We start from the raw sequence: 26,875 nt of genomic DNA, 5'->3' as shown, positions 1-26,875 counted from the left end.
TCAGGCACCCGCGCGGCGGTAGACGAGATCCCGGATGGCGCGCCCCGCGCGCTCGCCCTTGCGCTCGAAGGCGGTCAGCACCCGCCCGTCGAACCGCGGCGCCCAGTCGTCCTCGAACGCCCGCTCGAACTCCGGCGCCGCATCCAGCACGTCGCGCATCTGCCGCGCGTAGTCCTCCCAGTCGGTCGCGAGACGGAGCATCCCGCCCGGTCGCACCGCGCGGCCGGCGTGCGGCACGAACTCCGGCTGCACGAGCCGGCGCTTGGTGTGCTTCTTCTTGTGCCACGGGTCGGGGAAGAAGACCCACAGCTCGTCGACGGAGCCCGCCGGGAGCAGCCGCTCGAGCACCTCGGGGGCGTTCGCCTCGACGAGCCGGAGGTTGCGCAGGGCCGCGCGCTCGGCATCGAGCATCGTGCGGGCCAGGCCCGCCCGGAAGACCTCGACCGCGAGGAAGTCGTCGTCGGGCCGGGAGGATGCCCCATGCACGATCGCGTGCCCCTGCCCGGATCCGATCTCGACCACGAGCGGCGCCGTGCGCCCCCATACCGCGACCGGATCCAGCTCGGCGCCGCGGGCGACGCTCGTCGCGGCCGTGTCGCGCGGCACCGGCAGCACGAACGCCGGGGCGAGCTCGCTCCACGCGCGCTCCTGCGCCTCGGACATCCTGCCGCTGCGGCGGACGAACGAGACGGGACGGTCGCGGAAGACTCCGGGCGCGGGTTCGGTCACCCTCCCAGGGTAGCCAGCCGTGTCGCCGGGGCGACCGGCCCGGTCGCCGCCCTTCGTCTCGGAGCTGGGCTCGTCGCTCAGGGGCCTCCGCGGGGCGGCGAGAACCGCGAGACTGCACGTGGGCGCCGAGACCGTGGGGTTGCCCCGCTGTCTCGGCGCCCCGCTGCAGTCTCGCGGGCTCCGCGACTCTCCGGCTCAGCGGCCCGGGCTCCTGCTGAGCGCTCCGTGGCGGGTCAGGCCGTCACGAAGTCGATGAGCTCCTCGACGCGTCCGAGCAGTGTCGGCTCCAGGTCGCGGTACGAGTGCACCGAGCCGAGGATCCGCTTCCACGCGCGGGCGAAGTCGGCCTGCTCGGCGGCCGGCCAGCCGAGCCCGCGACAGACGCCCGTCTTCCAGTCGATCCCGCGCGGGACCTCCGGCCACGCCCGGATGCCGAGCGCACGCGGGGTCACGCACTGCCACACGTCGACGAACGGGTGGCCGACGATCCGCACGTGTGCGCCGTGGCGTCCACGCTCCACCGTCTGGGCGATGCGCGCCTCCTTCGATCCCGGCACGAGGTGGTCCACGAGCACCCCGTAACGCCGTTCGGCGGTGGGCGGCTCGGCGTCCAGCATCTCGGCGAGCAGGTCGACCCCCTCGAGGTACTCCACGACGACGCCTTCGACCCGCAGGTCGTCGCCCCAGACCTTCTCCACGAGCTCGGCGTCATGACGCCCCTCGACGAGGATGCGGCTCGGCCGGGCCACCCGGGCACGTGCCTCGGCCACGGCGAACGAGCCGGACGCGGTGCGCCGGGACGCCGCGGGCGCCGATCGTGCGGGGGCGACCAGCACGACCGCCTCGCCGTCGACGAGGAATCCGGGCCCGAGAGGGAAGACGCGGCGCCGGTCATGGCGGTCCTCGAGCTCGACGAGCCCGCCGGTGATCCCGACCACCGCACCGCAGTAGCCGTCCTCGGCGACCTCGACCACGAGATCACGCTGCGCTTCCACGCGGGCGAGCGTGCGCTGCGAGCGCTCGCGCCAGCCGGCGGCGAGCACATCTGATCCGTATCGGTCGTCCATCGGTGCGCCAGCGTACCCACTCGTCGGCCGCGCGCCGCGGAGCGACCCGCCGATGCGCGCGTCCCTGGCACACGCCGGATCGGCGGCCCCTGATCAGCGGCGCCGGAGCACTGCCCCTCGCGGAGGACTCGGAAGCCGTCTCTCGGGGGATTTTCGAGTCGGACTGCATAGACTCGTGACGGGACGTGTCCCACCCCCCTCGGAGGAGACGATCGATGCGACAGCGCTGGGCTCTTACTCTTCTCGCCGCGCTCGCGTTCGTCCTCATCGGAGCCGGCCCCGCCCTCGCCGCGGCACCGGTCACCCTCGGATCCGGCTACGTCTACGACGACGCCGCGGTTCTCGGCTCCGCCGAGGTCGACGCCGCCGAGGCGCGACTCGAACGTCTCACGGACGAGACCGGCCTCGATCTGTGGGTCGTCTACGTCGATCGCTTCAGCGATCCCGCCGCCGCCGAGGATTGGGCGAACACGACGGCCGAGCAGAACGGGCTGGGGCCGAGCCAGTACCTGCTCGCGGTCGCGGTCGACTCGCGCCAGTTCTACCTCTCCGGCGACTCCGCAGGGCCGTTGAGCGAGGACCAGCTCGCCACGATCGAACAGCAGAGCATCCTGCCCGCCCTCCGTGACGACGACTGGGCGGGGGCGATCGACGCGGCCGCCGACGGCATCACCGTCGCAGTCGGCGGCACCGTCTCGTCCGACGACGACGGCTCCGTCTCACCCGCGGACGGCTCCGGCATCGACGTCGGCGTGATCATCGCCGTCATCGCCGGTGCCGCCATCGTGGCCGTCGTCATCTTCTTCGTGGTGCGCTCGCGCCGGAAGGGCGACGGTGCAGCCGCGAAGCCCGCCGAGAGCACAGCCGATCTCGGGCGGCGCGCCGCCGCGGCCCTCGTCCGTACCGACGACGCCCTCCGCACGGGCGAGCAGGAGCTCGGCTTCGCCACAGCGCAGTTCCCCGACTCGGCGACCGCGCCGTTCGTCGCCGCCCTCGCCGCATCCCGGGCCGACCTCGACCGGGCGTTCTCCCTGCGTCAGCAGCTCGACGACGACATCCCCGACAGCGACGAGCAGGTGCGCGCGTGGCACACCGAGGTGCTCGCGCTGTGCGAGAGCGCCGAGGCGCGCCTCGACGAGCAGGCCGCGGCCTTCGACGAGCTGCGTCGGCTCGAGCAGGACGCCCCGGCCGCACTCGACCGCGTGCGCGCAGAGCGCAAGAACGCCGAGGACGAGGTCTCCCCCGCGTCGGCCCGGATCGCACAGCTGAGCGCGACCTATGCCGCGTCCGCGCTCGTGACCGTCGCCGACAACATCGAGCAGGCCCGCCATCGTCTCGGCTTCGCAGATGACCAGCTCGCCGCCGCCGCCGCCGCGCTCGCCCGCGGCGCGTCGGGAGACGCCGCGGTCGCCATCCGCTCGGCCGAGGACGCCGTGGCGCAGGCGCGCGGGCTGGCGCAGGCCGTCGACACCCTCGATGCGCAGCTGACGAGCGCCGCCGCACAGATCCCGGCGCTCGCAGCGGAGCTCGACCGCGACATCGCCTCCGCAGCCGCTCTGCCGGATGCCGACGGCCGCCTCGCGAGCGCCGTGGCCGCAGCCCGCGTCGAGGCCGACGCGGCCCGCGAGGGCGCGGGCGATCCCGTGGCGACCCTGCAGCGGCTGCAGGCCGCGGACGAGAAGCTCGACGCCCTCCTGCTGTCCGCCCGCGACGCCGCGGCCCGCATCGACCACGCCCGTCAGCTGCTCGGTCCCACCCTGGCGCAGGCCGCGGCCCAGATCTCGGCCGCCGAGGACTTCATCGCCGCCCGGCGCGGTGCCGTCGGCGCCACCGCACGCACGCGGCTGACCGAGGCCCGCACCTCGCTCACCGAGGCGCAGGGACTGCAGGCGACCGACCCCGAGCGCGCCCTGCAGGCCGCTCAGCGCGCCGCACAGCTCGCCGCCTCGGCGACCGAATCCGCACGGGGCGACGTCGATGTGTTCGCCCCGGCCGGAGGCGGCGGAGGGAACGACATGGGCGCCATGCTGGGCGGGCTCCTCATCGGCTCGATGCTCGGAGGCGGCGGCGGACGCTCCCGCAACAGCGGCTTCGGCGGGTTCGGCGGCGGCTCGCGCGGCGGCGGGGGCGGCTCCCGTGGCGGCGGCGGCTTCGGGGGCGGACGCTCCCGGAGCGGCGGCGGAAGCTTCGGCGGCGGCGGCCGGTCCCGCTCCGGCGGCGGCCGTTTCTGACCCCGCCCCACCCGGAGAACACCTCAAGGAAAGGAAACACGATGGCCAAGCAGTCCATCTTCGGACGCATCTCGACCCTCGTCCGCGCGAACGTCAACGCGATGATCGATTCTGCGGAGGACCCGCAGAAGATGCTCGACCAGCTCGTGCGCGACTACACGAACAACATCGCCGACGCGGAGGCGGCCATCGCCGAGACGATCGGCAACCTGCGGCTGCTGGAGCGCGACCACCAGGAGGACGTGCAGGCCGCGGCCGAGTGGGGCAGCAAGGCCCTCGCCGCCAGCCGGCGGGCCGACGACCTGCGCGGCGCCGGGAACGCGACGGATGCCGACAAGTTCGACAACCTCGCCAAGATCGCGCTGCAGCGCCAGCTCTCCGAGGAGAGCCAGGCGAAGGCCGCCGCCCCGCAGATCGCCGCGCAGACCGAGGTCGTCGACAAGCTCAAAGACGGCCTCAGCGGCATGAAGCAGAAGCTCGAGCAGCTGAAGACCAAGCGCAGCGAGCTGCTCGCGCGTGCCAAGGTCGCCGAGGCGCAGAACAAGGTGCACGATGCCATCAAGAGCGTCAACGTGCTCGACCCGACGAGCGAGATCGGCCGATTCGAGGACAAGATCCGCCGTCAGGAGGCTCTCGCCCAGGGCAAGGCGGAGCTCGCCGCGTCGAGCCTCGACGCCCAGTTCGAGAGCCTCGACGACATCGGCGAGCTCACCGAGGTCGAGGCGCGGCTGGCCGCGCTGAAGGCAGGGGGCCAGCCGCAGGGCGCGCTCGGCGCCGGCGCCGAGGGGCAGCCCGTCCCGCAGCAGCAACTGCCGCAGCAGCACCAGCAGTGAGCGACGGCGGGGTCGCGCGTCGCGGCCCCGCCCTTCCGGAGGTGATGGAGATGGCGCGCTTCCTGATCGTGCCGCAGTGGCAGGGCTCCTCCTCGGCACGGGCGATGCAGCTCGTCGACGGCGCCGAGGCGATCGCCGGCGATCTGCCGAGAGCCGCGTGCACCATGATCGAGGTCCCGGCCGAGGCCGGAGAGGACCTGGGCACGGGCGTACGCCGGCTCTCGACGCTGCGACGCGTCCGCGAGCTCGTCGAAGAGGCGGTGCGTCACGCGGAGGAGCCGCTCATCGTGGTGGGCGGCGACTGCGGCGTCGCCGCCGGGGCGGTCGCCGCGACGGCGGGAGACGACCTCGCCGTCGTCTGGATGGACGCGCACGCCGACCTGAACTCCCCCGAGAGCAGCCTGTCGGGCGCCTTCCACGGCATGGTGCTGCGGGCGATCCTCGGAGAAGGCCCCGAAGGTCTCGCCCTGCCCGCGGGTGCGGTCACGCCCGCGCGGGTCGTGCTCGTCGGAACCCGCGATCTGGACCCCGCAGAAGCGGCGTTCGTCGAGGAGGCGGGGATCCGGATGCTCCCCACCGACGCCCTCGACGATCCCGCGCAGCTCGTCGCCGCGGTCGCCGCCACCGGCGCGCGCCGCATCCACATCCACATCGACCTCGACGTGCTCGACCCGTCCGCGATCACCGGGATCGGCTTCCCGGTGCCCTTCGGAGCGGATCCGGTCGCGCTCGTGGCCGCGCTCAGAGCCCTCCGCGAGGCCTTTCCCGTCGCCGGCGCCACGATCACCGAGTTCGCCCCCGCCTCCCCCGCGGACGCCGCATCCGACCTGGGGACGATCCTGCGCCTCGTGGGGGCGCTCGCGTGAGCGCCGCTCGCCCGCCGGCCGACTGGCGCGCGCGTGCCGAACGCGCCGTGGAACGGGGACGGCGGCTCGACCGCTGGATCCCTGCATTCCTGCTCGACTCCCCCGTCAGCCGGATCGGCTACCTGTACGGATGCACCGTCGGCTGGATGTGGGGATCGGTGTGGAGCCGCGGCCGGGTGGAGCGGCACGGCCCGCTCCACGTGTTCCGCGGGCTGCCCTCCTGGGCGTATCCCCGCGGCGGCGTGTGCGTGGGGAACTGCTTCCTCACCGGCGACGGTCCCACGAACGCGCGGCTCCTCGCGCACGAGGCCGTCCACGAGCGTCAGTGGCGTCGCTACGGCTTCCTCATGCCCGTGCTGTACGCGCTCGCGGGCCGCGACCCGCTGCGCAACCGCTTCGAGATCGAGGCCGGCCTCGAGGACGGCAACTACGTGCGCCGCTCCTCCCGCTGACCCGGAGGTCTCCGGGTTCGGTTCCTGAAGCGAAAGCGCGAGCTCCGAGACGAAGGGGCGCGTCGCCAGGTCATGGGGAGGCCGGCCCGTTCATAGCTCATGACATGTGTGGCCCGCCAGGGGCGCCGAGACGCTGACCTCAGCGCGAGGTGAGCAGACCGAAGCGCTCCGGGGTGTGGATGCGCACCGCCGGGATGCCCCGGTTCTCGACGAGGTGGTCGACGATGTCGGCCGTGCCGAGGTAGCCGCCGAGCAGCGTCACCGACGTGCCGCAGGCGTCGTCATCGGTGCAGAGCATCTCGTCGGCCCACGCGATGACGGCTCGGCTGAGGGCGACGCCGGGGGCGCAGGCGCGTCCCGTGCCAGGATCCCCCGTGCGACGGGACCGCGCGAGCCACGTGATCGTCATGCGGGCGGGAACGCGGATGTCGACGATGTGCTCCTCGTCGGGGACCTCGACGAACACGCGGCCCGTGGAGCAGAGCGGGAGCGTCGTCAGCAGCATCTCGAGGTCGGAGAGCGAGGTCTCGTCAGCCGTCACCAGGTGCTGGGCGCGCACGTGCTTGGACGCACGGCAGGCGCTCTGGCTGTGGACGGTGTGCTCGATCATGACGCACCCACTATAACCCCGCGAGGTTAGGCATGCCTACCCTCGCGGGGAATTCTTCTCGATCGCACAGGATGCGGCGCATCCGCCCGCGTCGGCCCCGACGGCTCAGGACGCGGCGACCAGGATGCGGCGGAGCTCGACGATCTCGTCGTCGTGCAGGCCCGCCGCCCGCAGGTACTCGACGGGGGCGCCGTAGGAGCTCCGCAGGCGGTCGAGCAGCGTCCGCATCACCGGTTCCGGCGAGCCCGTGACGAGCTCCTCGAGATGCGCCGACTGCGGATGTGCCATCCGCAGCGACGACAGGACGCGACGATTCCGCTCCGGCGAGAGCATGGCCGCGGTACGCGCGTAGTCCGCGACGATGGCGTCCTCCTCCACACCCGTCGCCGCGAGGATCAGCGCGATCGAGACGCCCGTGCGGTCCTTGCCCGCCGTGCAGTGCACGAGCACCGGCTGCATCGCCAGCACGCCATGCACGACCTCGATCAGTTGCGGCGCCGACTCATCGACGATATGCGCGTAGAGCTCGTCGAGCCCCCGGTCGGCCTCGAGGAAGGAGGACACCGAGCCGAGGAGCAGCGGGACCCGCACCGTGTCGAGCACCACGGGCTCGAGCAGCGTCGGATCCCGCCGCACTTCGTCGTCGTCGCGCAGATCGATGATGCGCCGAAGCCCCAGCTCGGCGATCGCCGCCTGCGCGGCAGGGGCGAGGCGCGCGAGGGTGCCGGAGCGGAAGAGGACCCCCGATCGGGTCGTCCCGCCCGCCGCCGGAAGCCCGCCGGTGTCTCGGAAGTTCTCGGCGCCCGCGATGGCGCGGGCGGGCACCTCGTTCACGACAGGTCGCGCGGCGGCACCGGGTAGCGTCCCGCGATGGCGATGCGGTTGAACGCGTTGATCGAGACGAGGATCCAGCTCAGCGCCACGTACTCGGTCTCCGAGAGGATGCCGCCGACGCGATCGTAGACCTCGTCGGGCACGCCCCCCTCGTCGATGAAGGTGACGGCCTCGGCGAGCTCGAGTCCCGCGCGCTCCCGCTCCGTGAACACGCCCGACTCGCGCCAGACGGCCACCTGCGCGATCGCATCGGCGTCCAGGCCCGCCGCGAGGCCGCGATCGACGTGCACGCGGACGCAGAACGCGCATCCGTTCAACTGTGACGCGTGCAGCTGCACGAGCTCCTTGAGCCGGTCGTCGATGCCCGCCTCGGCGGCGACCGCTCCGACCGTCTTGGCGAGCGCCTCGAGAGCCCTGTAGGCCTCGGGCGCCGACCTGGAGAGATGGACCCGGCGCTCTTCGCTCATGGGTCCCAGGGTACCGATCGACCAGCGCGCCGGGGCGGAGCGTCGCCCGATCCCGACCGGGGCACCGGACGGCCGTGATCCTGCGTCATACGGCGCATCGTCGTCCCGGAGCGGCATGGCTGCGCGTAGCATTCCCTCGTGACCGACGACGCTTTCGACGAGTTCTCGTTCCTCCCGGCGCAGGCCGCCGACATCGGCCGCCGCGGCCCCCTCCCCGCCGCCGCACGGCGGACGCTCGACCTCCCCGACGGCCGGACGCTCGCCGGGCTCCGCTACGGCGACGATCCGCCCCTGGTCGCCTTCCTCCACGGCGCGGGGCTGAACGCGCACACGTGGGACACGACGATCCTCGCCCTCGGCCTCCCGGCGCTCGCGATCGACCTGGCCGGACACGGTGACTCGTCGTGGCGCGAGGATGCCGACTACTCGCCGCGCACCCTCGCCGGCGACGTCGCCCTCGCCCTGCGCGAGTGGACCGACCGACCGCAGGTGCTCGTCGGGCATTCGCTCGGCGGCCTCGCCGCCGCGGCCGTGGCGGCGGCCCATCCCGATCTGGTCCGGCGCCTCGTGATCATCGACATCACGCCCGGCGTCGATCCGGATGCGGGTCCCCGCCAGGTGCGGCAGTTCTTCGCCGGCCCCACCGACTGGGCCACGCGCGACGAGCTGGTGGAGCGGGCGCTCGGCTTCGGGCTGGGCGGCACGCGCGCCGCGGCCACCCGAGGGGTCTACCTGAACTCGCGCATCCGGCCGGACGGACGGGTCGAGTGGAAGCACCACTTCGCGCACCTCGCCGCCGCCGCGGCGAACGCCGCCGCCCCAGGCGCAGACACCGCGGACGGCGACGCCCCGACCGCCCCGGACACCCTGCGGGACGTGCTCTCGGCGGCCGGCTGGGACGACGTCGAGGGGGTCCGTGCGCCGCTGACCCTGATCCGCGCAGATCGCGGCTACGTGACCGAGGAGGATGCGACGGAGTTCGCCCGGCGATGCCCCGATGCCGAGGTCGTCGTCGTGCACGCGCACCACAACGTGCACGAGGAGATCCCGGTCCCCCTCGCGAATCTGCTGCGCACCGCGGCGGAGAGCAACTGACGCCGTCGCGCGACAACGCGGCCACGCGACCCACCGCACGAGCGGTCCCGGCCGCCTCAGCGGCGGAAGAGTCCGCGCTTCCTGACCGGCTTCAGCGACTTCTGCAGGTAGACCGTGCCGAGCCAGCGGCCGAACTTGAAGCCCACCCGCCCCATCCGGCCGACCTCGACGAACCCGAGCTTCTCGTGCAGCGCGATGGATCCCTCGGCGCCCTTGTCGCTGATGACCGCGACGAGCTCGCGGATGCCCTTCTCCTCGCACGCCGCGATCAGGGCTTCGAGGAGCGCCCGACCCAGCCCCTTGCCCGACGCCGCCTGCCCGAGGTAGATGGAGTCCTCCAGCGTGTACCGGAACGCGGACTTCCCGGCCCATGGCTGCGCGAGCGCGTACCCCAGGATCTGTCCCGAGGGAGACTCGGCGACCAGGAACGGCAGGTCGAGCTTCTTCAGGAAGTCGAACTTCTCCCGCCACTTCGCAAACGACCACTTCTTCTCGTCGAAGGTGACCACCGAGTTGGTGACGTAGTGGTTGTAGATCTCGCGGATGTGCGGCAGGTCCCGCGGCTCGGCGGGGCGTATCTCGTAGGTGAAGGGGCGTTCGGGCTCGACGGCGCGCCGCAGATGCCATGGCATCCGCCGCCGGTTCCGGTCGTATTCCTCTTCGAGCATGGCGAACAGCCTACGCCGGGATACGCCAGTCGACGGGGTCGGCGCCGCGCTCGGCGAGCAGTTCGTTCGCGCGGGAGAACGGCCGGGAGCCGAAGAACCCGCGGTGCGCGGACAGCGGCGACGGATGCGGCGACTCGATGATCGGCGTCGTGCCGAGCAGGGGTCGCAGGTTCGCCGCATCCCTGCCCCACAGGATGGCCACCAGCGGGGCGTCCCGCGCGGCGAGCGTGCGGATCGCGTGCTCGGTGACGCGCTCCCATCCCCAGCCGCGGTGCGATCCGGGCGCGCCGGGGGCGACCGTGAGCACACGGTTGAGCAGCATGACGCCCTGATCCGTCCAGGCGGTGAGATCCCCGTGGGGAGCGGGCTCGATGCCGAGGTCGGCGGAGAGCTCCTGATAGATGTTCGCGAGACTCCGCGGCAGTGGACGCACGTGCGCGTCGACGGCGAACGAGAGACCGATCGGATGCCCCGGCGTCGGGTAGGGGTCCTGCCCGACGATCAGCACCCGCACGTCGGCGAGGGGCCGTTCGAAGGCACGCAGCACGCGGTTGCCCGCGGGCAGGTAGCGCCGGCCCGCCGCGACCTCGCCGCGCAGGCGTTCGCCGAGCGCCGCGATGTCGGGGCCCACCGGCGCGAGGGCCTCGGCCCAGCCCGGATCCATGAGTCCGGACGCCGCGAGCTCCGGCAGCGAGCGCGCCATGGCTCAGGCCGATGCGGGCAGGCCCGCATCCTCTTCCAGGACCGAGCCCTGCCAGGACCACGGGAAGTCGATCCAGAGATCGGTGTGCTTCCACTCGAAGTCGGGGCGGACGATGGTCGTGGGCTTCGTGTAGATGACCGCCGAGCGCACGTCGGCGCCGCGCCCGGTGAGCAGCCGCACCGCGAGGTCGAGCGTGCGGCCGCTGTCGGCGACGTCGTCGACGAGCAGGACGCGTCGGCCGTCGAGGTAGGTCAGGTCGAGCTCGGGCGGCAGCAGCTCCGGGGCGTCGAGCACCGTGCCGATGCCGGTGTAGAACTCCACGTTGATCGCACCGCAGTTCTTCACGCCGAGCCCGTAGGCGATCGCCCCCGCGGGAAGCAGCCCGCCGCGGGCGATCGCGACGACCACCTCGGGCGCGAACCCCGCGGCGATGACGTCGCGGGCAAGATCCCGGGATGCGTCGCCGAAGCGGTCCCAGGTCAGGGTCTCGCGCTCGGGCGCCGCGCTCTGTTCAGTCACCCGTCCAGCCTACGGCCGGCGGGCGCCTCGCGTGGTCGTTCCCGGCCTCCGGGACGCACGCCCGCGCCCGCGCCCAGTAACGTGTCGCCATGACCCGAACCGACGCCCGCGGCCGACTGCGCTCCTCCGCGCTGGGCATCACCGCCTCGCTCATCGGATGGTTCGTCCTCGTCGAGATCACGAGCGGCATCCTGCAGGGATACTATGTGCCCCTGTTCAGCGACATCGTGGAGCACCTCGGCGTGCACGACTCCGACGTGAACTGGTTCGAGGCGGCGCAGCTGCTGCTGTCCGCGCTCGTCGTCCCCGTGCTGGCGAAGCTCGGCGACATGTACGGCCACAAGCGGATCCTGCTCGTCGCCACGGTCCTCACCGCCGGCGCGACCTGGTGGATCGTTTTCGCCGACGGTTTCTGGGGGTTCCTCATCGCGTGGGCGCTGCAGGGGTTCTACGTCGTCTGGCTGCCCCTCGAGATCGCGCTCATCTTCGAACGCGGGCGCCGGCAGGGCCGCGGCGTCTCGGCCACTCGACGGGCGGCGGGCCTGCTCGTGGTGGGCCTCCAGGCCGGCGCGATCGTCGGAGCCCTGGCGGCCGGGCGCATCTTCGCCGCGACGGCGGAGAACCTCACCGTGACCCTCATGATCCCCGCCATAGCGGTGACGCTCATCGGGTTCGTCATCTGGTTCGGCGTCCCCGAGTCCGAGCCGCTCCCGGGACGACGGCTCGACGCGGGAGGCTTCGTCATCCTCGCCGTCGCGCTGCTGCTGGTCACGAGCGCGCTCACGTTCCTGCGGCTCAACGGACCCGGGTTCGTCTGGACCTGGGCGCTGCTGGCGGCGGGGCTCGCCGCGTTCGTGTGGTTCGTCCGGTTCGAGCTCCGGCAGGAGGACCCGGCCATTGACATCCGCGTCCTCCGACGTCCCGAGATGTGGCCGGTCCAGGCGACCGCCGCCCTCGTCGGCATCAGCCTGCTGGGCGCGCAGGGCCCGCTCTCGACGTACGCCGGCACGGACTCCTCGCTCGGCTATGGTCTCGGCCTCGACGCGACCGGACGCTCGAACGTCATCGGCGTGTACCTCGTGTCGCTCATCGTCGGCGCGGTCGTGTTCTCCCTCACCTCGCGCCGGGCGAGCCCGCGACTGATCCTCATCGGCGCATCGCTGCTGGTCGGCATCGGGTATCTGCTGTTCCTCCCGTTCCACCTCGAGCTCTGGCAGGTGCTGCTGAACCTCTCGATCGCGGGCCTCGGCTCGGGTGCGCTCGTCGCGGCGCTGCCGGCCGCCGCGGCCGCCGCGGCGCCGCGTGGGCAGACCGGGGTCGCCTCCGCGCTCACCAACACCACCAAGACGATCGGCGGCACGTTCGCCTCCGCTGTCTTCGGGGTCGTGCTCGCCGCCGGCCTCGGCGCCGTGGCAAGCCAGACGGCCGCATCGCTCGGCGGCTACCTCGCGGTGTGGACGATCTGCGCGGTCGGCGGGTTCGTCGCCGCCGCGGTGCTCTTCGCGGTGCCGAAGGTCGCGTTCGCCGACACCGACACCGCCGAGGCGGCCGCCGCCGCCGGCGAGTCGCAGATCATCTGACGCGGGCCAGCGGCCTGGGTCGCTGACGACCGACGAAGGAGGCGAGATCTTCCCACTCCGGGGAGACTTTCGGGTCAGCTTCTCCGCGCCCCTGGCGGGGCACTCCGTGGGGTGGGGAAAGTCCAGGCAATGCGCCTGTTGAACAGAACCGGGGCGGGGAGACTTTCGGGTCAGGACTCCCGCACCCGCAACGGCCCGCGCGCCAGCAGATGCTGCGCCGACTGGGCGACCGGCCGAACCGTGACCAGGTCGAGGTTCACGTGCCCCGGCGCCCCCAGGGCGTACGCGATGACATCGGCCACGTCGTCCGCCGACAGCGGCTGCTCCACGTCCGCGTAGACGTCGTCCGCGGCTGCGGCGTCGCCGCCCAGCCGGTTCAGCGAGAACTCCTCCGTGCGCACCATGCCCGGGGCGATCTCGATCACCCGGATCGGCTCGCCGTTCAGCTCGAGCCGCAGCGCGCTCACGAGCATCGACTCCGCGGCCTTCGCCGCGTTGTAGCCGCCGCCGCCCGGGTAGGCGACCTGCGCCGCCGTGGAGGTCACGAACAACGCGTCCGCGTGGGAATCGGATGCGGCCGCCCGCCGCAGGAGCGGCAGCAGGTGCGCGACGAGCCGCTGCGAGGAGAGCACGTTGGCCTCGTACATCCACCGCCAGTCGGCAGCGGTCCCCTCGGCGACCCGGTCGGTGCCGCGTGCGCCGCCGGCGACCTGCACCAGGGCATGCACCGGGCCGGAACCGGCCAGCCAGCTCGCGAGGGCCTCGACGTCCGCCTCGACCGTGAGGTCCGCGGCGTACGCGACGACGCCGGTCGCCGCCTCGAGGGCCTCGAGGCGGTCGGCGCGACGCGCGACTCCCACGACATCCCATCCGCGGGAGCGCAGCGCCCGCGCGGTCGCCTCACCGATCCCCGAGCTCGCTCCGGTCACCACAGCACGTCTGTTCGCCATGGCTCCACGCTACGCAATCCGGGCGACGAGGGTGTTACGTCACGTGTCCCATGCGTTGTCGCGCCTCGGGCCCGCCCGTAATCTCGAGGTGTCCGCGACACCCGCCGCGGCACCCACGGAGTTTCAGGAGACCGCGATGTCCGCACCCGAGAACTGGCGTTTCGAGACCAAGCAGGTCCACTCTGGCGCCGCACCCGACCCGACGACCAAGGCGCGGGCGACCCCGATCTACCAGACCACGTCGTACGTGTTCGACAACGCCGATCACGCCGCCAACCTGTTCTCGCTCGCCGAGCCCGGCAACGTCTACACCCGCATCATCAACCCGACGCAGAGCGTCGTGGAGGAGCGCATCGCGGCGCTCGAGGGCGGCACGGCCGCACTGCTGGTGGCCTCGGGCCAGGCGGCGGAGACCTTCGCCATCCTCAACATCGCCGAGTCCGGCGACCACATCGTCTCCTCCAGCTCGATCTACGGCGGCACGTACAACCTGTTCAAGTACACGCTCGCGAAGCTCGGGATCACGACGACGTTCGTGGAGAACCAGGACGACCCTGAGGAGTGGCGTCGTGCGGTGCAGCCGAACACGAAGCTGTTCTTCGCCGAGACGGTCGGAAACCCCCAGATCAACGTCCTCGACATCCGCGCCGTCGCCGACGTCGCGCACGAGTCCGGCGTGCCGCTGATCGTCGACAACACGATCGCGACGCCGTACCTCATCCGTCCGCTGGAGTTCGGTGCCGACATCGTCCTGCACTCGGCCACGAAGTTCCTCGGCGGGCACGGCACGACCATCGGCGGCGTCATCGTCGACGGCGGGAAGTTCCCCTGGTCGCAGAACGTCGAGCGCTTCCCCGGTCTCACCGAGCCCGACCCCTCGTACCACGGCCTGAGCTACACCGGCGTGCTCGGCGACGGCGTCGCCTACATCACCAAGGCCCGTGTGCAGCTGCTGCGCGACCTGGGCGCCGCGATCGCGCCGATCAGCGCCTGGCTGCTGCTGCAGGGCATCGAGACGCTGTCGCTGCGCATCGAGCGTCACGTGCAGAACGCGCAGGAGATCGCCGAGTGGCTCGAGAACCAGGACGACGTCGCCTCGGTGAACTACTCCGGCCTCCCCACCTCGCCCTGGTACGCGGCGGCCAACCAGTACGCGCCCAAAGGCGTCGGCGCGGTGCTCTCGTTCGAGCTCAAGGGCGGCGTGGGCGCGGGTCGCGAGTTCGTCAACAGCCTGACCCTCTTCAGCCACCTGGCGAACATCGGCGACGTCCGCTCGCTGGTGATCCACCCCGCCTCGACCACCCACTCGCAGCTGACGCCGGAGCAGCAGCTCACCGCCGGTGTCACTCCGGGCCTCGTGCGCCTCTCGGTGGGCATCGAGAACGTCGTCGACCTGAAGGCCGACCTCGAGCAGGCCCTCGCCGCGGCCCGCCGCCTCTCGGAGGCCGCACGCGCCTGAGCGCATCTCGAAGGACGACGGATGCTCCGGACCCGCGCGGGTCCGGAGCATCCGTCGTCTCACCCGAGCACACGCCGACCCGTCGTCGAGGCCGGCGACGTAACACGTGCCCGCACACCCGGCGAAGCCCGGAAGAATGGAGCACATGGACTGGCAGACCTCCGAGGACACCGTGCCGAGCGCGCTGGTGACGGAGGCCGACACGCGTCTGCTGCGCGGGCGCCCTCCGGCCACCGGGGCATGGCGCGACGGCGACCCGAACGGCGACCGGCAGTTCACCGCCTTCGCCGGCTTCCGCACCGAGGGCGGCGAACAGCTGCCGGCATACCGTCTCGCCTACGAGACCTGGGGGGCGTTGAACGACAGCCGCGACAATGCGGTGCTGGTGCTGCACGCGCTCACCGGAGACAGCCACGTGCGCGGTCCCGCCGGCTCCGGCCACGCGACGGCCGGCTGGTGGGAGAACATCGTCGGCCCGGGAGCCGCGATCGACACCGACCGCTGGTTCGTCATCGCTCCGAACATGCTGGGGGGATGCCAGGGCTCGACGGGCCCCGCGAGCATCTCGCCGGACGGCTACGAGTGGGCCGCACGGTTCCCGTACCTCACGATCCGCGATCAGGTGGCCGCGCAGGTCGCGCTGGCCGACGCCCTCGGCATCGATCGGTGGGGCGCCGTCGTCGGCGGCTCGATGGGCGGGATGCATGCCCTCGAGTGGAGCGTCGCCCATCCCGAGCGGGTCGCGCGCCTGGCCGTCCTCTCGGCTCCCCCGGTGACCACGGCCGACCAGATCGCCCTCAACTCGGTGCAGATCGAGGCCATCCGCATGGATCCGCGCTACGTCGGCGGTGAGTACTACGACGCGCTCGCCGGCGACGGCCCGCACCGGGGGCTCGCACTCGCGCGCCGCATGGCGCTGCTCAACTACCGCAGTCCGACGGAGCTGAACCAGCGGTTCCAGCGCTCGTGGCAGTCGGGGGTCAGCCCGCTCGGACACGGCGGCAGGTTCGCAGTAGAGTCCTACCTCGACTTCCACGGCAACAAGTTCACGCGCCGCTTCGACGCGAACAGCTACATCACGCTCGTCGAGGCGATGAACTCGCACGACGTCGGGCGCGACCGGGGCGGCGTCGAGGAGGCGCTGCGACGCGTCACCGCGACCGCCCTCGTCCTCGGCATCGACAGCGACCGGCTCTTCCCTGTGGACGGACAGCACCGCATCGCGCGCAGCATCCGGAACGCTCTGGGCGACGAGACGGTCGTCATCTCCAGCGACTTCGGCCACGACGGCTTCCTCATCGAGACCGACGCGGTCGCCCGGCACCTGAGCCGGCTGCTCGCGACCTGAGTCCCCCGCCCGCGCGGTCAGTCGGACAGCGGCTCGTGCGGATGCAGCACGGGCGCGGGCGTGCCGGCGCGACTCTCGACGGCGTAGCCGGTCGCGGCGATCGTGAGACCGCCCACGGCGAGCCCCACCCCGACCCAGGTCGGCGCGACGAAGCCCCATCCGGCGGCGATGACGAGACCTCCGAGAAACGCGCCGAGGCTGTTGCCGATGTTCAGCGCCGAGTGGTTGAGCGCGGCGGCGATCGACTGGTTGTCGCCGGAGACGTCCATGAGGCGAGACTGGATGGGGGGACTGAGCGCCGCAGAGACGAGTCCGACCAGGAACACGAGAACGCCGAGCGTGACGATCCAGGCGGCGGTGAGCGCGAGGATCACGAGGACCCCCGCGAGCGCGGTCAGCCCCCACAGGAGGGTGCGACGCAGGTCGATGTCGGCGAGGTGTCCGCCGACGAGGTTGCCGACCGTCATCCCGAGCCCGATCACGATCAGCACGATCGGCACCGCCCAGACGGGCGAGCGGGCGACGTCCGTGACGAGAGGGGACACGTAGGAGTAGACGGCGAAGAAGCCGCCGAATCCGATCGCCCCCGTGCCGAGCGCGAACCACACCTGCCCGATGCGGAAGACCCCGAGCTCGGCGCGGAGCGTCTGGCCGGGCCGGCCGGGGCGGCGCGGCACGAAGATCGCGATCATCGCCGTGGCGAGCGCGAAGACGAGGGCGACGAGCGCGAAGGCGACGCGCCATCCGAACTGCTGGCCGAGGAATGTGCCGAGCGGCACGCCGACGACGTTCGCGACCGTCAGGCCGGTCAGGACGAACGCGACCCCCTTGGCCCGGTTTCCGGGGCCCAGCACCTCCGCGGCGACGAGTGCGCCGATGCCGAAGTACGCGCCGTGCGGCAGGCCCGCGAGGAACCGCGACGCGGCGACGAGCTCGAAGGTGGGCGCGAACACGGTGAGGGCGTTGAAGACGGTGAGGGCGAGCGCGAGGAGGACCATCACCCGGTGCCGCGGGAAGCGCGCCACCGATCCCGCGATCGTGGGGGCGCCGACCACCACGCCGAGCGCATACAGGCTGATGAGCCAGCCGGCCTGCGCGATCGCCTCGTCGGGGTTCGCCGTCCACGAGCCGGGCAGCAGCTCCTGACCGATGTCGGGCAGGAGCCCCATCACGGTGAACTCGGTCATGCCGATGCCGAAGCTGCCGATGGCGAGGGACAGGAGCGCCCACATCGCCGCCCCCTTCGTCCGAGTCGAAGAGGTCACCGGCCCATGCTAGTCAGCGGGAGACGCGCAAGTCGAATCGATTCGAGACGACGGTCGCGAGCATCCGCGTCAATCGTCGGGGTCCGCGGCGATCGCCTCTTCCAGCCGCTCCACCTTCGCGACGATCTCGCCCGAGTATCCGGGGCGGATGTCGGCCTTCAGCACGAGCGAGACGCGGGAGCCGTACGGCTGCACGGCCTCGGTGGCGGCCTTGACGACGGCGAAGACCTCGTCCCACTCTCCCTCGATCTCGGTGAACATCGAGGTGGTGCGGTGCGGCAGCCCGGAGGCGCGGACGACCCGGACGGCGGCGGCGACCGCGTCGTGGACGGAGCCGTCGGCGCGGCCGTTTCCGGACGGTGCGACGGAGAAGGCGACGAGCATGGGGACCTCGTTTCGGATCGGACGGACGGACGGACGGATGCGGAGCGATCAGCCGACGGGAACAGGCGCGGTCCGCCCCACGCTGCGGCGGGTGCGCACCCGCGCGAGCAGCAGGACCGACCAGACCGTCAGCACGACGAGAAGGAGGTTGCGCACCGTGATGACGACGACGGGGAACGGCATCGCGACCAGGAGGTCGAAGTACGTCATCGGGTAGATGATCTGCGTCGCGAGCGCGATGACCAGGCCGAGCAGCGCCGGCTTCCACCAGCAGCGCCGGTCGATGACGAGGCCGACGACGAGGGGCACGACGAGCCAGACCATGTACTGCGGCGAGCCCACCTTGTTGAAAGCGACGAACGCGGTCACCAGGGCGAGGGCGAGGGGCGGGAACAGCGTGACGAAGGTCGCGCCGCGCCAGGCCTTGTAGGCGCCGAGGAGCGCGATGGAGACCACCGCGATCACGAGCAGCGGCGTCATCGCGTCGATCACCGGGTCCACGTACGGACCGAGCACCTCGAAGGTCAGCAGATCGGGGTTGTAGTAGACGCGCGAGGGCCCGCCGAGCATCAGGTCCCAGAGATAGAACGTGCTCACCGGGGACTCGACCTGCAGGCCGCGCCCGGTCTGGTCGCCGACGAAACCGAAGGCGTGCGCGGCTCCGCCGGCCAGCACGACCGCCCCGAGCGTCACGACGCTCACCGCCACCGCCCCGCCGATCACGGCGGACCGGCGTCGGACAGCGATCACCGCCGCGGCCAGCAACGCCGCGGGCCACACCTTGATCCAGGTCGCGACCGCCAGCAGGATCGAGCCGAGCCAGGGTCGCCGGACGAGCCAGAGGCAGCCCAGGATGCCCAGCGGCACCGTGATCGCGTCGAGGCGGTAGAGCGCGACCGGCCCCATCAGCGCGACGAAGGCGAGCCAGAACCAGGCGGCGGCGTTCCGTCCGGTCGAGCGGCCCCGGCCGACGAGCACCGCGAAGGCGGCGGCATCCACGAGGCCCACCATGATCGCCCACGCCGGGGTGTACGACACCGCCCACGCGAACGCCCAGGCGGCGAGCATCGGCAGCAGCGCGAGCTGCGGGTACACCCAGGACTCGGTGATCCCGACGAAACCCACCTCGGTGCGCATCTCCTGTCCGGTGGCGGAGTCGAGCTCGGTGAACCACCCGCCGTTCAGGAACGCACCCGACCAGGGCTCGTACACCCGGTAGACATCGCCCATCGGCTCGTTCGGCATGACCCAGCCGAGGATCGAGACGCCGACGTGGACGACGAGGAACGCGATCCACAGCACCGCCCGTTTCGACACCGCTTCATCCTACGGGCGACATGCGCGCACTCCCGGACCGCACGCACGTCCCGCGGACGGGAGGCACGGCCCCGGCGGTCACCGTCGATGCGCGGCGAGCACCTCGGCGACGGCGGACGGCAGAGCCTCGGCGACGTCGAGCGCGGTGACGGGTCCGCCGACGGCCCCGAGCCGCTCCGCGGCGATGCCCCCGGCACGGCCGTGCAGCCACGCGGCCGACGCGGCGCCGTCGGCGAGGTCGGCGAGCGCGGTCGCACCGCGCGCGGAGCAGCCGGCGATCACCGCGCCGAGCGCGCCGCCCAGCACGTCTCCGGTGCCCGCGGTCGCGAGCCACGGCGACCCGCTGCGCACCGCCCGCACGGCGCCGCCGGGCTCCGCGACGAGCGTCGTCGCCCCCTTCAGCAGCACCACCGCGCCGAGCGCCGCCGCGGTCTCCTGCGCTGCGGCCGAACGCCGCTCCTCGTCCGCGCCCGGGGGCAGCTGCTCGAGACCGAGACTCCGCCGCAGCCTGTCGAGCTCGCGCGCATGGGGCGTGACGACCATCGGCGCGGTCGCCGATGCCGCGAGATCGAGGGCGCCGGCGTCGACGACGACGGGCACGTCGCCGGCCAGGATGCGGACGAGCGCGGCCCGCTCCGGCGACGTGCGCGCCGAGGCATCCGTGCCGGAGCCGATCACCCACGCCTGCACACGTCCCTCCGCGGCGACCGTCTCCGGCCGTCGCGCGAGCACCAGACCCTCCGGGCGCGACGGCCCGGCGTAACGCACCATCCCCGTGCCGGTCCGCCACGCAGCCTCGACGCCGAGCACGGCGGCGCCCGGATACTCCTGCGAGCCGGTGCGCATGCCCACCACGCCACGGGAATACTTGTCGTCATCGGCCGTTGGCTCACGCAGAGATGCACGGGTCCGCGCCGCATCCCATTCCACCGCCGTCATGGCGACACCCTATCCCCGAGGAGATCCGTGGCCGCTCTGTTCACGCCCTTCACCATCCGCGCCGCCGAGATGCGCAATCGACTCTGGGTGTCCCCCATGTGCCAGTACAGCGCGCAGGACGGCCTGCCCGGCGAATGGCACCACGTGCACCTCGCGCAGTTCGCGTCGGGGGGCGCCGGGCTCGTCATGGCCGAGGCGACCGCGGTGTCGCCGGAGGGACGCATCTCCCCCGACGACACCGGCATCTGGAGCGATGCCCACCGCGACGCCTGGGCGCCCATCGCGGCGGCGATCCGCGCACGAGGCGCGGCCGCCGGCATCCAGCTCGCCCACGCCGGCCGGAAGGCCTCGACCTGGTCGCCGCTCACCGACGGCCGCGGCAGCGTGCCGGTCGCCGAGGGCGGGTGGGAGACGCTCGGCCCCTCGGCCATCGCGTACGAGGGATACGCGACGCCGAGGGAGATGACCCCCGCCGACATCGACGCCGTGGTGGCCGACTTCATCGCGGCGGCCCGGCGCGCGGCCGACGCCGGCTTCACGGTGCTCGAGGTGCACGCCGCGCACGGATACCTCCTGCACACGTTCCTCTCGCCGCTGTCGAACACGCGTACCGACGAGTACGGCGGCCCGCTCGCCGGCCGCGCGCACCTGCTGCTGCGCATCGTGGAGGCGGTGCGCCGCGAGACGCCGGACATCGCGCTCTTCGTGCGCTTCTCCGCATCCGACTGGGCCGAGGGCGGCTGGAGCGTCGAGGACACCGTGCAGGTCGCGCAGTGGGCCGCCGACCGGGGCGCGGACTTCTTCGACGTCTCGTCGGGCGGCCTCGTCGCGCACCAGCGGATCACGCTCGGCCCCGGCTACCAGGTGGCGTTCGCCCGGCGGCTGCGCGAGGCCGGTCTCGCCGTCAACGCGGTCGGCCTCATCGACTCCGGGGCCCACGCCGAGCAGGTGCTCGTCGACGGCGATGCGGATGCAGTGATGTCGGGCCGCGAGTGGCTGCGGGATCCGCACTTCGGGTTGCGCGCCGCCGGCGAGCTGGGCGTGTCCGACGCGCCGTGGCCCCCGCAGTACGCCCGCGCCCGCCGGCACTGACCGGCCTCCGCCCGCGCGCGCCCGCGCCTCTCGCGCTCCCAGGGCCGCCCCGGACCGCGAGAGGGCACGGGAGGCGGCCTCAGCGGGCGCGGCGGGTGGCGTCCTGCACCTCTCCGATGAGCTCCTCGATGATGTCCTCGAGGAACAGCACGGCCGTCGTCTCGCCGGTGCTGTTTCGCACCTGGGCGAGATGGCGGCCGGCCCGGCGCATGAGCGCGAGGGCGTCCTCGAGGTCCGTCGTCTCCTGCAACGGCACCATCTGATGGATCCGCTTCGCCGGGATGGGCCGGTCGATGTGCGGGTCGGCGGGGCCCTCGGCGACCCGTAGCACGTCCTTCAGGTGCACGTACCCGACCGGCACGCCGGCGTCGTCGACGATCACGTATCGCGAGAAGCCGTGCTTCGCGACCGCGCGTTCGATCTCGGATGCGGTGGTCGTCTGCGGCAGCGTCACGAGCTCCGCGAGCGGCACGGCCGCATCCATCGCCTTCTTGTCGGTGAACTCGACCACCGCGGTCACGGTGCCGGCGGAGTCGTCGAGCACCCCCTCGATGCGCGACTGGGTCACGATCGTGGCGACCTCCTCGAGCGTGAAGGTGGAGGCGGCCTCGTCCTTCGGCTCGACACGGAAGAGACGGACGACGTGGTTCGCGATCCAGTTGAGCGTGACGATGATCGGGTGGAAGACCTTCGAGACCCACACGAGCGGCGGCGCGAGCATGAGCACGGCGCGGTCGGGCACCGAGAACGCGAGGTTCTTCGGCACCATCTCGCCGAACACGACGTGCAGGTACGACACCAGCACGAGGGCGATGACGAACGAGATCACGTCGACCGCGCCCGTCCCCCATCCGGTCAGCTCCAGCGGCACGGCCAGGAGGTGGTGGATCGCCGGCTCCGAGACGTTCAGGATCACCAGCGAGCAGATCGTGATGCCCAGCTGGCAGGTGGCGAGCATCAGCGTCGCGTGCTCCATCGCCCACAGCGCCGTCTTGGCCGCGCGGGACCCCTTCTCCGCGAGCGGCTCGATCTGCGACCGCCGGGCGGAGATGACCGCGAACTCCGCGCCCACGAAGAACGCGTTGAACACCAGCAGCACGACCAGCCAGGCGATTCCGGCCCAATCGCTCATCGGGACTCACCCCCTCGGATCTCGCGTTCGACATCGGCACCGGCGCCCCCGGGTATCGGCCTGGGCGTGAACTTCACGCGGTCGACGCGACGACCGTCCATCCGTGCCACGGCGAGCGTGCCGTCCTCGATCTCGACCTCGTCTCCCACGCGCGGGATGCGTTCGAGCTCGCTCATGAGGAATCCGCCGACCGTATCGTAGACGTCCCCCTCGGGCACCTCGACACCGGCACGGTCGCGCAGCTCGTCCGGGCGCAGCGCCGCGGAGAACGTGAGCGAGTCGGCACCGCGCACGACCTCCGCGCGGCGACGGTCGTGCTCGTCGAGCACCTCGCCGACGATCTCCTCAACCAGATCCTCCAGGGTGACCACACCCGCCGTCCCGCCGTACTCGTCCACGACGACCGCCATCTGGTAGCCGCGGGCGCGCAGCTCGGCGACGAGCGCGTCCAGGTGCACGGTCTCGGGGACCCGCAGCGGCTCGCTGGCGAGCGCCGCGGCCGGCACGTCGTCGCGGCGGTCGCGCGGGACGCTGACGGCGGCCTTCAGATGCACGATGCCGACGATGTCGTCCATCGACTCGTCGAAGACGGGGAAGCGGCTGTGACCGGTCGTACGGGCGAGCTGGATGACGTCCTCGGCCGAGTCGGACGCGGCCACCGCGTGCACGCGCGGGCGCGGGGTCATCACGTCGTCGGCGCTCAGCCGGGCGAACGTCAGGCTGCGGTCCAGGAGCGACGCGGTGTCCTCCTCGAGCACACCGGCGCTGGCGGAGCGGCGGACGAGGCTCGAGAGCTCCTCGGCCGTGCGCGCGCCGGAGAGCTCCTCCTTCGGCTCGATCCCGATGCTGCGCAGGATGCCGTTCGCGCTGCCGTTGAGCAGGGCGATCGCGGGGCGGAACACCGTCGTGAACGCGACTTGGAACGGCATCACGAGCTTCGCGGTCCGGCGGGGGATGGCGAGCGCGAAGTTCTTCGGCACCAGCTCGCCGAGGATCATGGAGACGATCGTCGCGATCGTGATGCCGATGACGGCGGCGAGCCCGACCACGACCCCCTCGGGCAGTCCCCACGAGGTGAGCACGGGGCGCAGCAGGTTCGAGATCGCGGGCTCCATCGTGTATCCGGTGAGCAGCGTCGTCAAGGTGATGCCGAGCTGAGCGCTCGACAGATGGGTCGAGGTGATCCGCAGCGCGCTGATCGTCAGCGACAACCGCGTCTCCCCGGCGGCCTGACGGGATTCGAGGTCGGCACGGTCGAGGTTCACGAGCGCGAACTCGCTCGCGACGAACAGGCCGGTTCCGACCGTGAGCAGGAGCCCCACGCCCAGCATGACGTAATCCATCACACATCACCTCCCTGGCGGGAGACGGGTCGGTGGGGCGAGGGTCTGCAACTGGGAGGGTCGTCCATCGTGCCGACCACTTTAGCGAACCGTGCGTGCGCCCGGCGCCGCTCGGTCGCCCGTCACCAGGTCATCACCCGGTGCCGGGTCCGGTGACGGCTGCACAAACCTGTCGTGGCTACCGAAACCGCTGGCGCCATCCCAGGATTCGGTAGCCATCCCAGGGGTGCCCGGCATGGCTACCGAAACCTGCCGCGGCTACCGAAACAAGTGACGCCATCGCAGGATGCGGCCGCCACCGCGGGAAAGTAGCGCCATCGCAGATTGTCAGCACCACCGCGGGATACAAGGCACCACCACGGCGGTGCCACAGCGCCTGGTCGAACACGACCACGGCATCGGTGAACGACAGGACTCGCGCCAGGTCCCATGCCGTCTGCGCCGGGGTGGTGATCCGATGGCCACGCCACGGGATCGTCTGCGCATCCGAGCTCTGCACCGTATGGCGGCGGAACGCCCCCGAGGAACGCCCGCCGCTCGTGCGCGGCACCAGTACATCGATGCGCTCGGACCACGCACCGACCATGTCCATCCCCCACGCGGCGGCAGCGGCGAAGTGCGAGACGGTCACCGGTCCGCGGGTGCGATCCACCGCCTCGATGACCCGCGCATAGTGCCGGTCGATGGGGGTGAGCGCCCGCCACTGCGAGGCGCGCGCATAGGAGCCGCCGACGATGCGGACGAACTCGCCCGACTCTACGAGACGACGGAGGCGCCGGTCGTCGACGGGCACACCGTCGTTCTCGCGGCGACGGAAGATCTCGATCCGGGCTCGGTGCGCGGCAGCTGCATCCGTCCACGATGGCGGCGTGCCGCATCCGGATGCGGGCCGCACCCCGCGATGGGGATGACCCGCCGTACGAGCGGCTCTGGGGAGGACACATCGCGCGATCCACGGATCGGCCCGCTGCGCAGATCCGGAACACGGCGCCGAGAATCCGCAATGGCTATCGAAGCTTCAACAGCCATCGCAGGCCGAAGGCGCCATCGCCGCTCCAGGACACCACCACAGGCCCGGGGCGCCACAAGACGACACCGCGAAGGCCCGGCGATCACCAGCTGACCCGGCGGTCACCAGCTGACGGGGAGCGCCTTGCCCTCCTCGTAGCCCGAGGCGGACTGCAGCCCGACGAGGGCCCGCTCGTGGAACCCGGCCACCGTCGACGCGCCGGCGTAGGCGAACGATGAGCGCACGCCCGACGTGATCATGTCCAGCAGGTCCTCGAGCCCCGGCCGCAGCGGATCGAGATAGATCCTCGACGACGAGATGCCCTCGGCGAACAGCTCCTTGCGCGCACGCTCGTACGCGTCGAGACGGCCGAAGCGGGCCTGCACGGCCTTGGTCGAGGCCATCCCCCACGACTCCTTGTAGACCCGGCCCTCCGCGTCGGCGAGCAGCTCGCCCGGCGCCTCGATCGTCCCGGCGAACCAGGACCCGATCATGACGGACGCGGCGCCCGCCGCGAGTGCCAGCGCGACATCGCGCGGGTAGCGCACGCCGCCGTCGGCCCAGACGTGGGCGCCGAGCTCCCGCGCCGCCGCGGCGGTCTCGAGCACCGCGGAGAACTGGGGACGCCCGACCGCGGTCATCATACGGGTGGTGCACATGGCGCCGGGGCCGACCCCCACCTTCAGGATCGTCGCCCCCGCCGCCACGAGGTCGCCGACGCCCTCGGCCGTGACGATGTTGCCGGCGACGATCGGGAGGCCGAGCCCCAGCGCCGACACCTCGCGCAGGGCGCGCAGCATCCCCTCCTGGTGCCCGTGCGCCGTGTCGAGCACGAGCACGTCCACGCCCGCGGCGGCGAGCGCCCGCGCCTTGCCGGAGGCGTCTCCGTTGATGCCGATCGCTGCCGCGACGATGAGCCGCCCGTCCGCGTCGACCCCGGGGCGGTACAGCGTCGACCGCAGGGCGCTGCGCTGCGACAGCGTCCCGACGAGCCGGCCGTGCTGCACGACGCAGACCGTCTCGACGTCGGCGGCGACGAGCAGGTCGAACGCGGCGCGCGCGTCGGCGATGTCGTCGGCGTCGATCGCGACCGGCCGCCCGCGCACGAGGTCGCCGAGCACGGCGTCCGCCAGCGCGCTCGCGAGGCGCGACGCCGGGACCACCCCGGTGATGCGGTCGAGGGTGAGCGCCTCACCGGGGTCGTCGGCGACGACGATCCCGTGTCCGGGGGTCGCCGGGAGCAGTCTCGACGCGTCGCCGACGGTCGCGCCCGGCGGCAGCACGAGCGGCGTGTCCCAGCGCACCGGCTGGCGCTTGACCCAGCGGACGGCGGCGTCCAGCTCCTGCAGCGGCATGTCCTGCGGCAGCACGCCCAGCCCGCCACGGCGGGCCAGCGTCGCGGCCAGACGTGCACCGGTCACCGAGTTCATGTTGGCCGAGACGAGCGGGATGCGGGCGGTCGTGCCGTCGCCCGGCGATAGGTCGACGTCCAGCCGGCTCGTGATGGCGGACCGGCGAGGGATGAGGAACACATCCGAGTACGTCAGGTCCGGTTCTGGGTCTTCGCCGTGGAACTCCATGTCTGTCAAGGTTAGCGATTCCTGACAGTCCGGATAATGATGCAGGTCGTGACAGCGGGGACGCGCCGTTCCCCGTGCCGCCCGGGGAAGACTGGGCTACCCTTGGTAGTCGTGTGTGCGGGCACCACGATGGCCCCGCAATGCCAACGAATCTCACGAAAGCAGGCGATCGAGGGTGTCGAGCCAGGTGACGGGCGTCGGAGTGTCGAACGACGGAGAGTTCGGGGCGAACGAATGGCTCGTCGAAGAACTCTATGAGCAGTTCAAGGTCGACAGGAACTCGGTCGACAAGTCGTGGTGGCCGGTCCTGGAGGCCTACACGCCCGCCGACCTGACCGCGAGCGCCGAGGCCCACAAGGACGCGGTCGAGACTCCCAGCGCAGCCCCCGCCCCCACCTGTCTC

General features: G+C 72.2%; 27 protein-coding genes. 10 read left to right on the top strand and 17 right to left on the bottom strand.

What is annotated here, in order from left to right; all coding sequences use genetic code 11:
• Together trmB and GVL03_RS07160 are read right to left on the bottom strand one after the other, a co-directional pair.
• Nucleotides 1-663 (bottom strand): tRNA (guanosine(46)-N7)-methyltransferase TrmB, encoded by a 663-nt coding sequence (gene trmB, locus GVL03_RS07165; protein ID WP_159500356.1) that lies wholly within the window; start codon nt 661-663, stop codon nt 1-3.
• A gap of 299 nt (nt 664-962) precedes the next feature.
• Entirely contained in the window at nt 963-1,796 is an 834-nt protein-coding gene (locus tag GVL03_RS07160) for a DUF3097 family protein (RefSeq protein WP_159500301.1), read from the bottom strand.
• A 215-nt stretch (nt 1,797-2,011) separates the two neighbouring features.
• Here GVL03_RS07160 and GVL03_RS07155 point away from each other — a divergent pair, with 215 nt between their 5' ends.
• From GVL03_RS07155 to GVL03_RS07140, 4 genes are read left to right on the top strand one after another with little or no spacing between them, the layout of a single operon-like run.
• Nucleotides 2,012-4,027, top strand: coding sequence for a TPM domain-containing protein (locus GVL03_RS07155; RefSeq protein ID WP_159500300.1), 2,016 nt, complete (start codon nt 2,012-2,014; stop codon nt 4,025-4,027).
• Between the two features lie 41 nt (nt 4,028-4,068).
• Complete coding sequence (locus GVL03_RS07150; protein ID WP_159500299.1) at nt 4,069-4,860, top strand: PspA/IM30 family protein; 792 nt, start codon at nt 4,069-4,071, stop codon at nt 4,858-4,860.
• A gap of 50 nt (nt 4,861-4,910) precedes the next feature.
• Nucleotides 4,911-5,726: an arginase family protein gene (locus GVL03_RS07145; RefSeq protein ID WP_159500298.1), complete on the top strand. Its 816-nt coding sequence runs from the start codon at nt 4,911-4,913 to the stop codon at nt 5,724-5,726.
• Nucleotides 5,723-6,178: a Fe-S oxidoreductase gene (locus GVL03_RS07140; RefSeq protein WP_235038061.1), complete on the top strand. Its 456-nt coding sequence runs from the start codon at nt 5,723-5,725 to the stop codon at nt 6,176-6,178. The genes GVL03_RS07145 and GVL03_RS07140 overlap by 4 nt, the downstream gene beginning before the upstream one ends.
• A gap of 139 nt (nt 6,179-6,317) precedes the next feature.
• Here the strand turns inward: GVL03_RS07140 and GVL03_RS07135 are convergent, their stop codons facing one another.
• The 3 genes from GVL03_RS07135 to GVL03_RS07125 form a co-directional block, all read right to left on the bottom strand.
• Nucleotides 6,318-6,788, bottom strand: a complete 471-nt coding sequence (locus GVL03_RS07135) for an SIP domain-containing protein (RefSeq protein ID WP_159500297.1) — start codon at nt 6,786-6,788, stop codon at nt 6,318-6,320.
• A 105-nt stretch (nt 6,789-6,893) separates the two neighbouring features.
• Nucleotides 6,894-7,622 carry a tyrosine-protein phosphatase gene (locus GVL03_RS07130; protein ID WP_235038060.1) on the bottom strand — a complete coding sequence of 243 codons (729 nt, stop codon included), beginning with the start codon at nt 7,620-7,622 and terminating at the stop codon, nt 6,894-6,896.
• Nucleotides 7,619-8,089, bottom strand: a complete 471-nt coding sequence (locus tag GVL03_RS07125; RefSeq protein WP_159500296.1) for a carboxymuconolactone decarboxylase family protein — start codon at nt 8,087-8,089, stop codon at nt 7,619-7,621. Before GVL03_RS07125 ends, GVL03_RS07130 begins: the two co-directional genes overlap by 4 nt.
• A 138-nt stretch (nt 8,090-8,227) precedes the next feature.
• Between GVL03_RS07125 and GVL03_RS07120 the strand changes: the two genes are divergently transcribed.
• Nucleotides 8,228-9,184, top strand: a complete 957-nt coding sequence (locus tag GVL03_RS07120) for an alpha/beta fold hydrolase (RefSeq protein ID WP_159500295.1) — start codon at nt 8,228-8,230, stop codon at nt 9,182-9,184.
• 56 nt (nt 9,185-9,240) lie between these two features.
• Here GVL03_RS07120 and GVL03_RS07115 read toward each other — a convergent pair whose 3' ends face one another.
• Genes GVL03_RS07115 through GVL03_RS07105 form a run of 3 tightly spaced genes read right to left on the bottom strand, consistent with a single transcriptional unit; the run spans nt 9,241 to nt 11,074 of the window.
• A complete protein-coding gene (locus tag GVL03_RS07115; protein WP_159500294.1) occupies nt 9,241-9,852 on the bottom strand; it encodes a GNAT family N-acetyltransferase in 612 nt (203 codons plus the stop codon).
• 10 nt (nt 9,853-9,862) lie between these two features.
• Nucleotides 9,863-10,555: a uracil-DNA glycosylase gene (locus tag GVL03_RS07110; protein ID WP_159500293.1), complete on the bottom strand. Its 693-nt coding sequence runs from the start codon at nt 10,553-10,555 to the stop codon at nt 9,863-9,865.
• Nucleotides 10,556-10,558: 3 nt separating this feature from the next.
• Nucleotides 10,559-11,074 carry a phosphoribosyltransferase gene (locus GVL03_RS07105; protein WP_159500292.1) on the bottom strand — a complete coding sequence of 172 codons (516 nt, stop codon included), beginning with the start codon at nt 11,072-11,074 and terminating at the stop codon, nt 10,559-10,561.
• Between the two features lie 89 nt (nt 11,075-11,163).
• On the opposite strand from GVL03_RS07105, the gene GVL03_RS07100 reads away from it, so the two are divergent.
• On the top strand, nt 11,164-12,654 hold the full coding sequence (locus tag GVL03_RS07100) for an MFS transporter (protein WP_200847087.1): 1,491 nt from the start codon (nt 11,164-11,166) through the stop codon (nt 12,652-12,654).
• A gap of 170 nt (nt 12,655-12,824) precedes the next feature.
• Here the strand turns inward: GVL03_RS07100 and GVL03_RS07095 are convergent, their stop codons facing one another.
• Nucleotides 12,825-13,604, bottom strand: a complete 780-nt coding sequence (locus GVL03_RS07095; protein WP_200847086.1) for an SDR family oxidoreductase — start codon at nt 13,602-13,604, stop codon at nt 12,825-12,827.
• A 136-nt stretch (nt 13,605-13,740) separates the two neighbouring features.
• Here GVL03_RS07095 and GVL03_RS07090 point away from each other — a divergent pair, with 136 nt between their 5' ends.
• Together GVL03_RS07090 and GVL03_RS07085 are read left to right on the top strand one after the other, a co-directional pair.
• Complete coding sequence (locus GVL03_RS07090) at nt 13,741-15,063, top strand: bifunctional o-acetylhomoserine/o-acetylserine sulfhydrylase (RefSeq protein WP_159500291.1); 1,323 nt, start codon at nt 13,741-13,743, stop codon at nt 15,061-15,063.
• Between the two features lie 145 nt (nt 15,064-15,208).
• The gene (locus tag GVL03_RS07085) at nt 15,209-16,411 is read left to right on the top strand and encodes a homoserine O-acetyltransferase (RefSeq protein WP_159500290.1); all 1,203 of its coding nucleotides are present in this window, start codon (nt 15,209-15,211) and stop codon (nt 16,409-16,411) included.
• A 17-nt stretch (nt 16,412-16,428) separates the two neighbouring features.
• Here the strand turns inward: GVL03_RS07085 and GVL03_RS07080 are convergent, their stop codons facing one another.
• The 4 genes from GVL03_RS07080 to GVL03_RS07065 all read right to left on the bottom strand — a co-directional run bounded on the left by GVL03_RS07080 (nt 16,429) and on the right by GVL03_RS07065 (nt 20,316).
• Nucleotides 16,429-17,643, bottom strand: coding sequence for an MFS transporter (locus tag GVL03_RS07080; RefSeq protein WP_373683830.1), 1,215 nt, complete (start codon nt 17,641-17,643; stop codon nt 16,429-16,431).
• A gap of 102 nt (nt 17,644-17,745) precedes the next feature.
• Nucleotides 17,746-18,060: a thiamine-binding protein gene (locus GVL03_RS07075; protein WP_159500288.1), complete on the bottom strand. Its 315-nt coding sequence runs from the start codon at nt 18,058-18,060 to the stop codon at nt 17,746-17,748.
• Between the two features lie 48 nt (nt 18,061-18,108).
• The gene (locus tag GVL03_RS07070) at nt 18,109-19,377 is read right to left on the bottom strand and encodes a DUF2029 domain-containing protein (protein WP_200847085.1); all 1,269 of its coding nucleotides are present in this window, start codon (nt 19,375-19,377) and stop codon (nt 18,109-18,111) included.
• Between the two features lie 78 nt (nt 19,378-19,455).
• Nucleotides 19,456-20,316, bottom strand: a complete 861-nt coding sequence (locus GVL03_RS07065) for an ADP/ATP-dependent (S)-NAD(P)H-hydrate dehydratase (RefSeq protein WP_159500287.1) — start codon at nt 20,314-20,316, stop codon at nt 19,456-19,458.
• A gap of 27 nt (nt 20,317-20,343) precedes the next feature.
• On the opposite strand from GVL03_RS07065, the gene GVL03_RS07060 reads away from it, so the two are divergent.
• Nucleotides 20,344-21,408, top strand: coding sequence for an NADH:flavin oxidoreductase/NADH oxidase (locus GVL03_RS07060; RefSeq protein ID WP_159500286.1), 1,065 nt, complete (start codon nt 20,344-20,346; stop codon nt 21,406-21,408).
• A gap of 79 nt (nt 21,409-21,487) precedes the next feature.
• On the opposite strand, the gene GVL03_RS07055 is transcribed toward GVL03_RS07060, so the two are convergent.
• The 4 genes from GVL03_RS07055 to GVL03_RS07040 all read right to left on the bottom strand — a co-directional run bounded on the left by GVL03_RS07055 (nt 21,488) and on the right by GVL03_RS07040 (nt 26,472).
• Entirely contained in the window at nt 21,488-22,540 is a 1,053-nt protein-coding gene (locus GVL03_RS07055) for a hemolysin family protein (protein ID WP_159500285.1), read from the bottom strand.
• Nucleotides 22,537-23,883 carry a hemolysin family protein gene (locus tag GVL03_RS07050; protein WP_159500284.1) on the bottom strand — a complete coding sequence of 449 codons (1,347 nt, stop codon included), beginning with the start codon at nt 23,881-23,883 and terminating at the stop codon, nt 22,537-22,539. The genes GVL03_RS07055 and GVL03_RS07050 overlap by 4 nt, the downstream gene beginning before the upstream one ends.
• Nucleotides 23,884-24,061: 178 nt before the next feature.
• Nucleotides 24,062-24,778: a hypothetical protein gene (locus tag GVL03_RS07045; protein ID WP_159500283.1), complete on the bottom strand. Its 717-nt coding sequence runs from the start codon at nt 24,776-24,778 to the stop codon at nt 24,062-24,064.
• A gap of 236 nt (nt 24,779-25,014) precedes the next feature.
• Nucleotides 25,015-26,472: a GuaB1 family IMP dehydrogenase-related protein gene (locus tag GVL03_RS07040; RefSeq protein WP_159500282.1), complete on the bottom strand. Its 1,458-nt coding sequence runs from the start codon at nt 26,470-26,472 to the stop codon at nt 25,015-25,017.
• A gap of 175 nt (nt 26,473-26,647) precedes the next feature.
• On the opposite strand from GVL03_RS07040, the gene GVL03_RS07035 reads away from it, so the two are divergent.
• A partial coding sequence (locus GVL03_RS07035) for a hypothetical protein (RefSeq protein WP_235038059.1) occupies nt 26,648-26,875 on the top strand: 228 nt, incomplete at its 3' end.

It is taken from the genome of Microbacterium sp. 18062 (genome assembly GCF_902706225.1).
Classification (GTDB): domain Bacteria; phylum Actinomycetota; class Actinomycetes; order Actinomycetales; family Microbacteriaceae; genus Microbacterium.
This window is presented reverse-complemented; position numbering and strand designations above follow the sequence as displayed.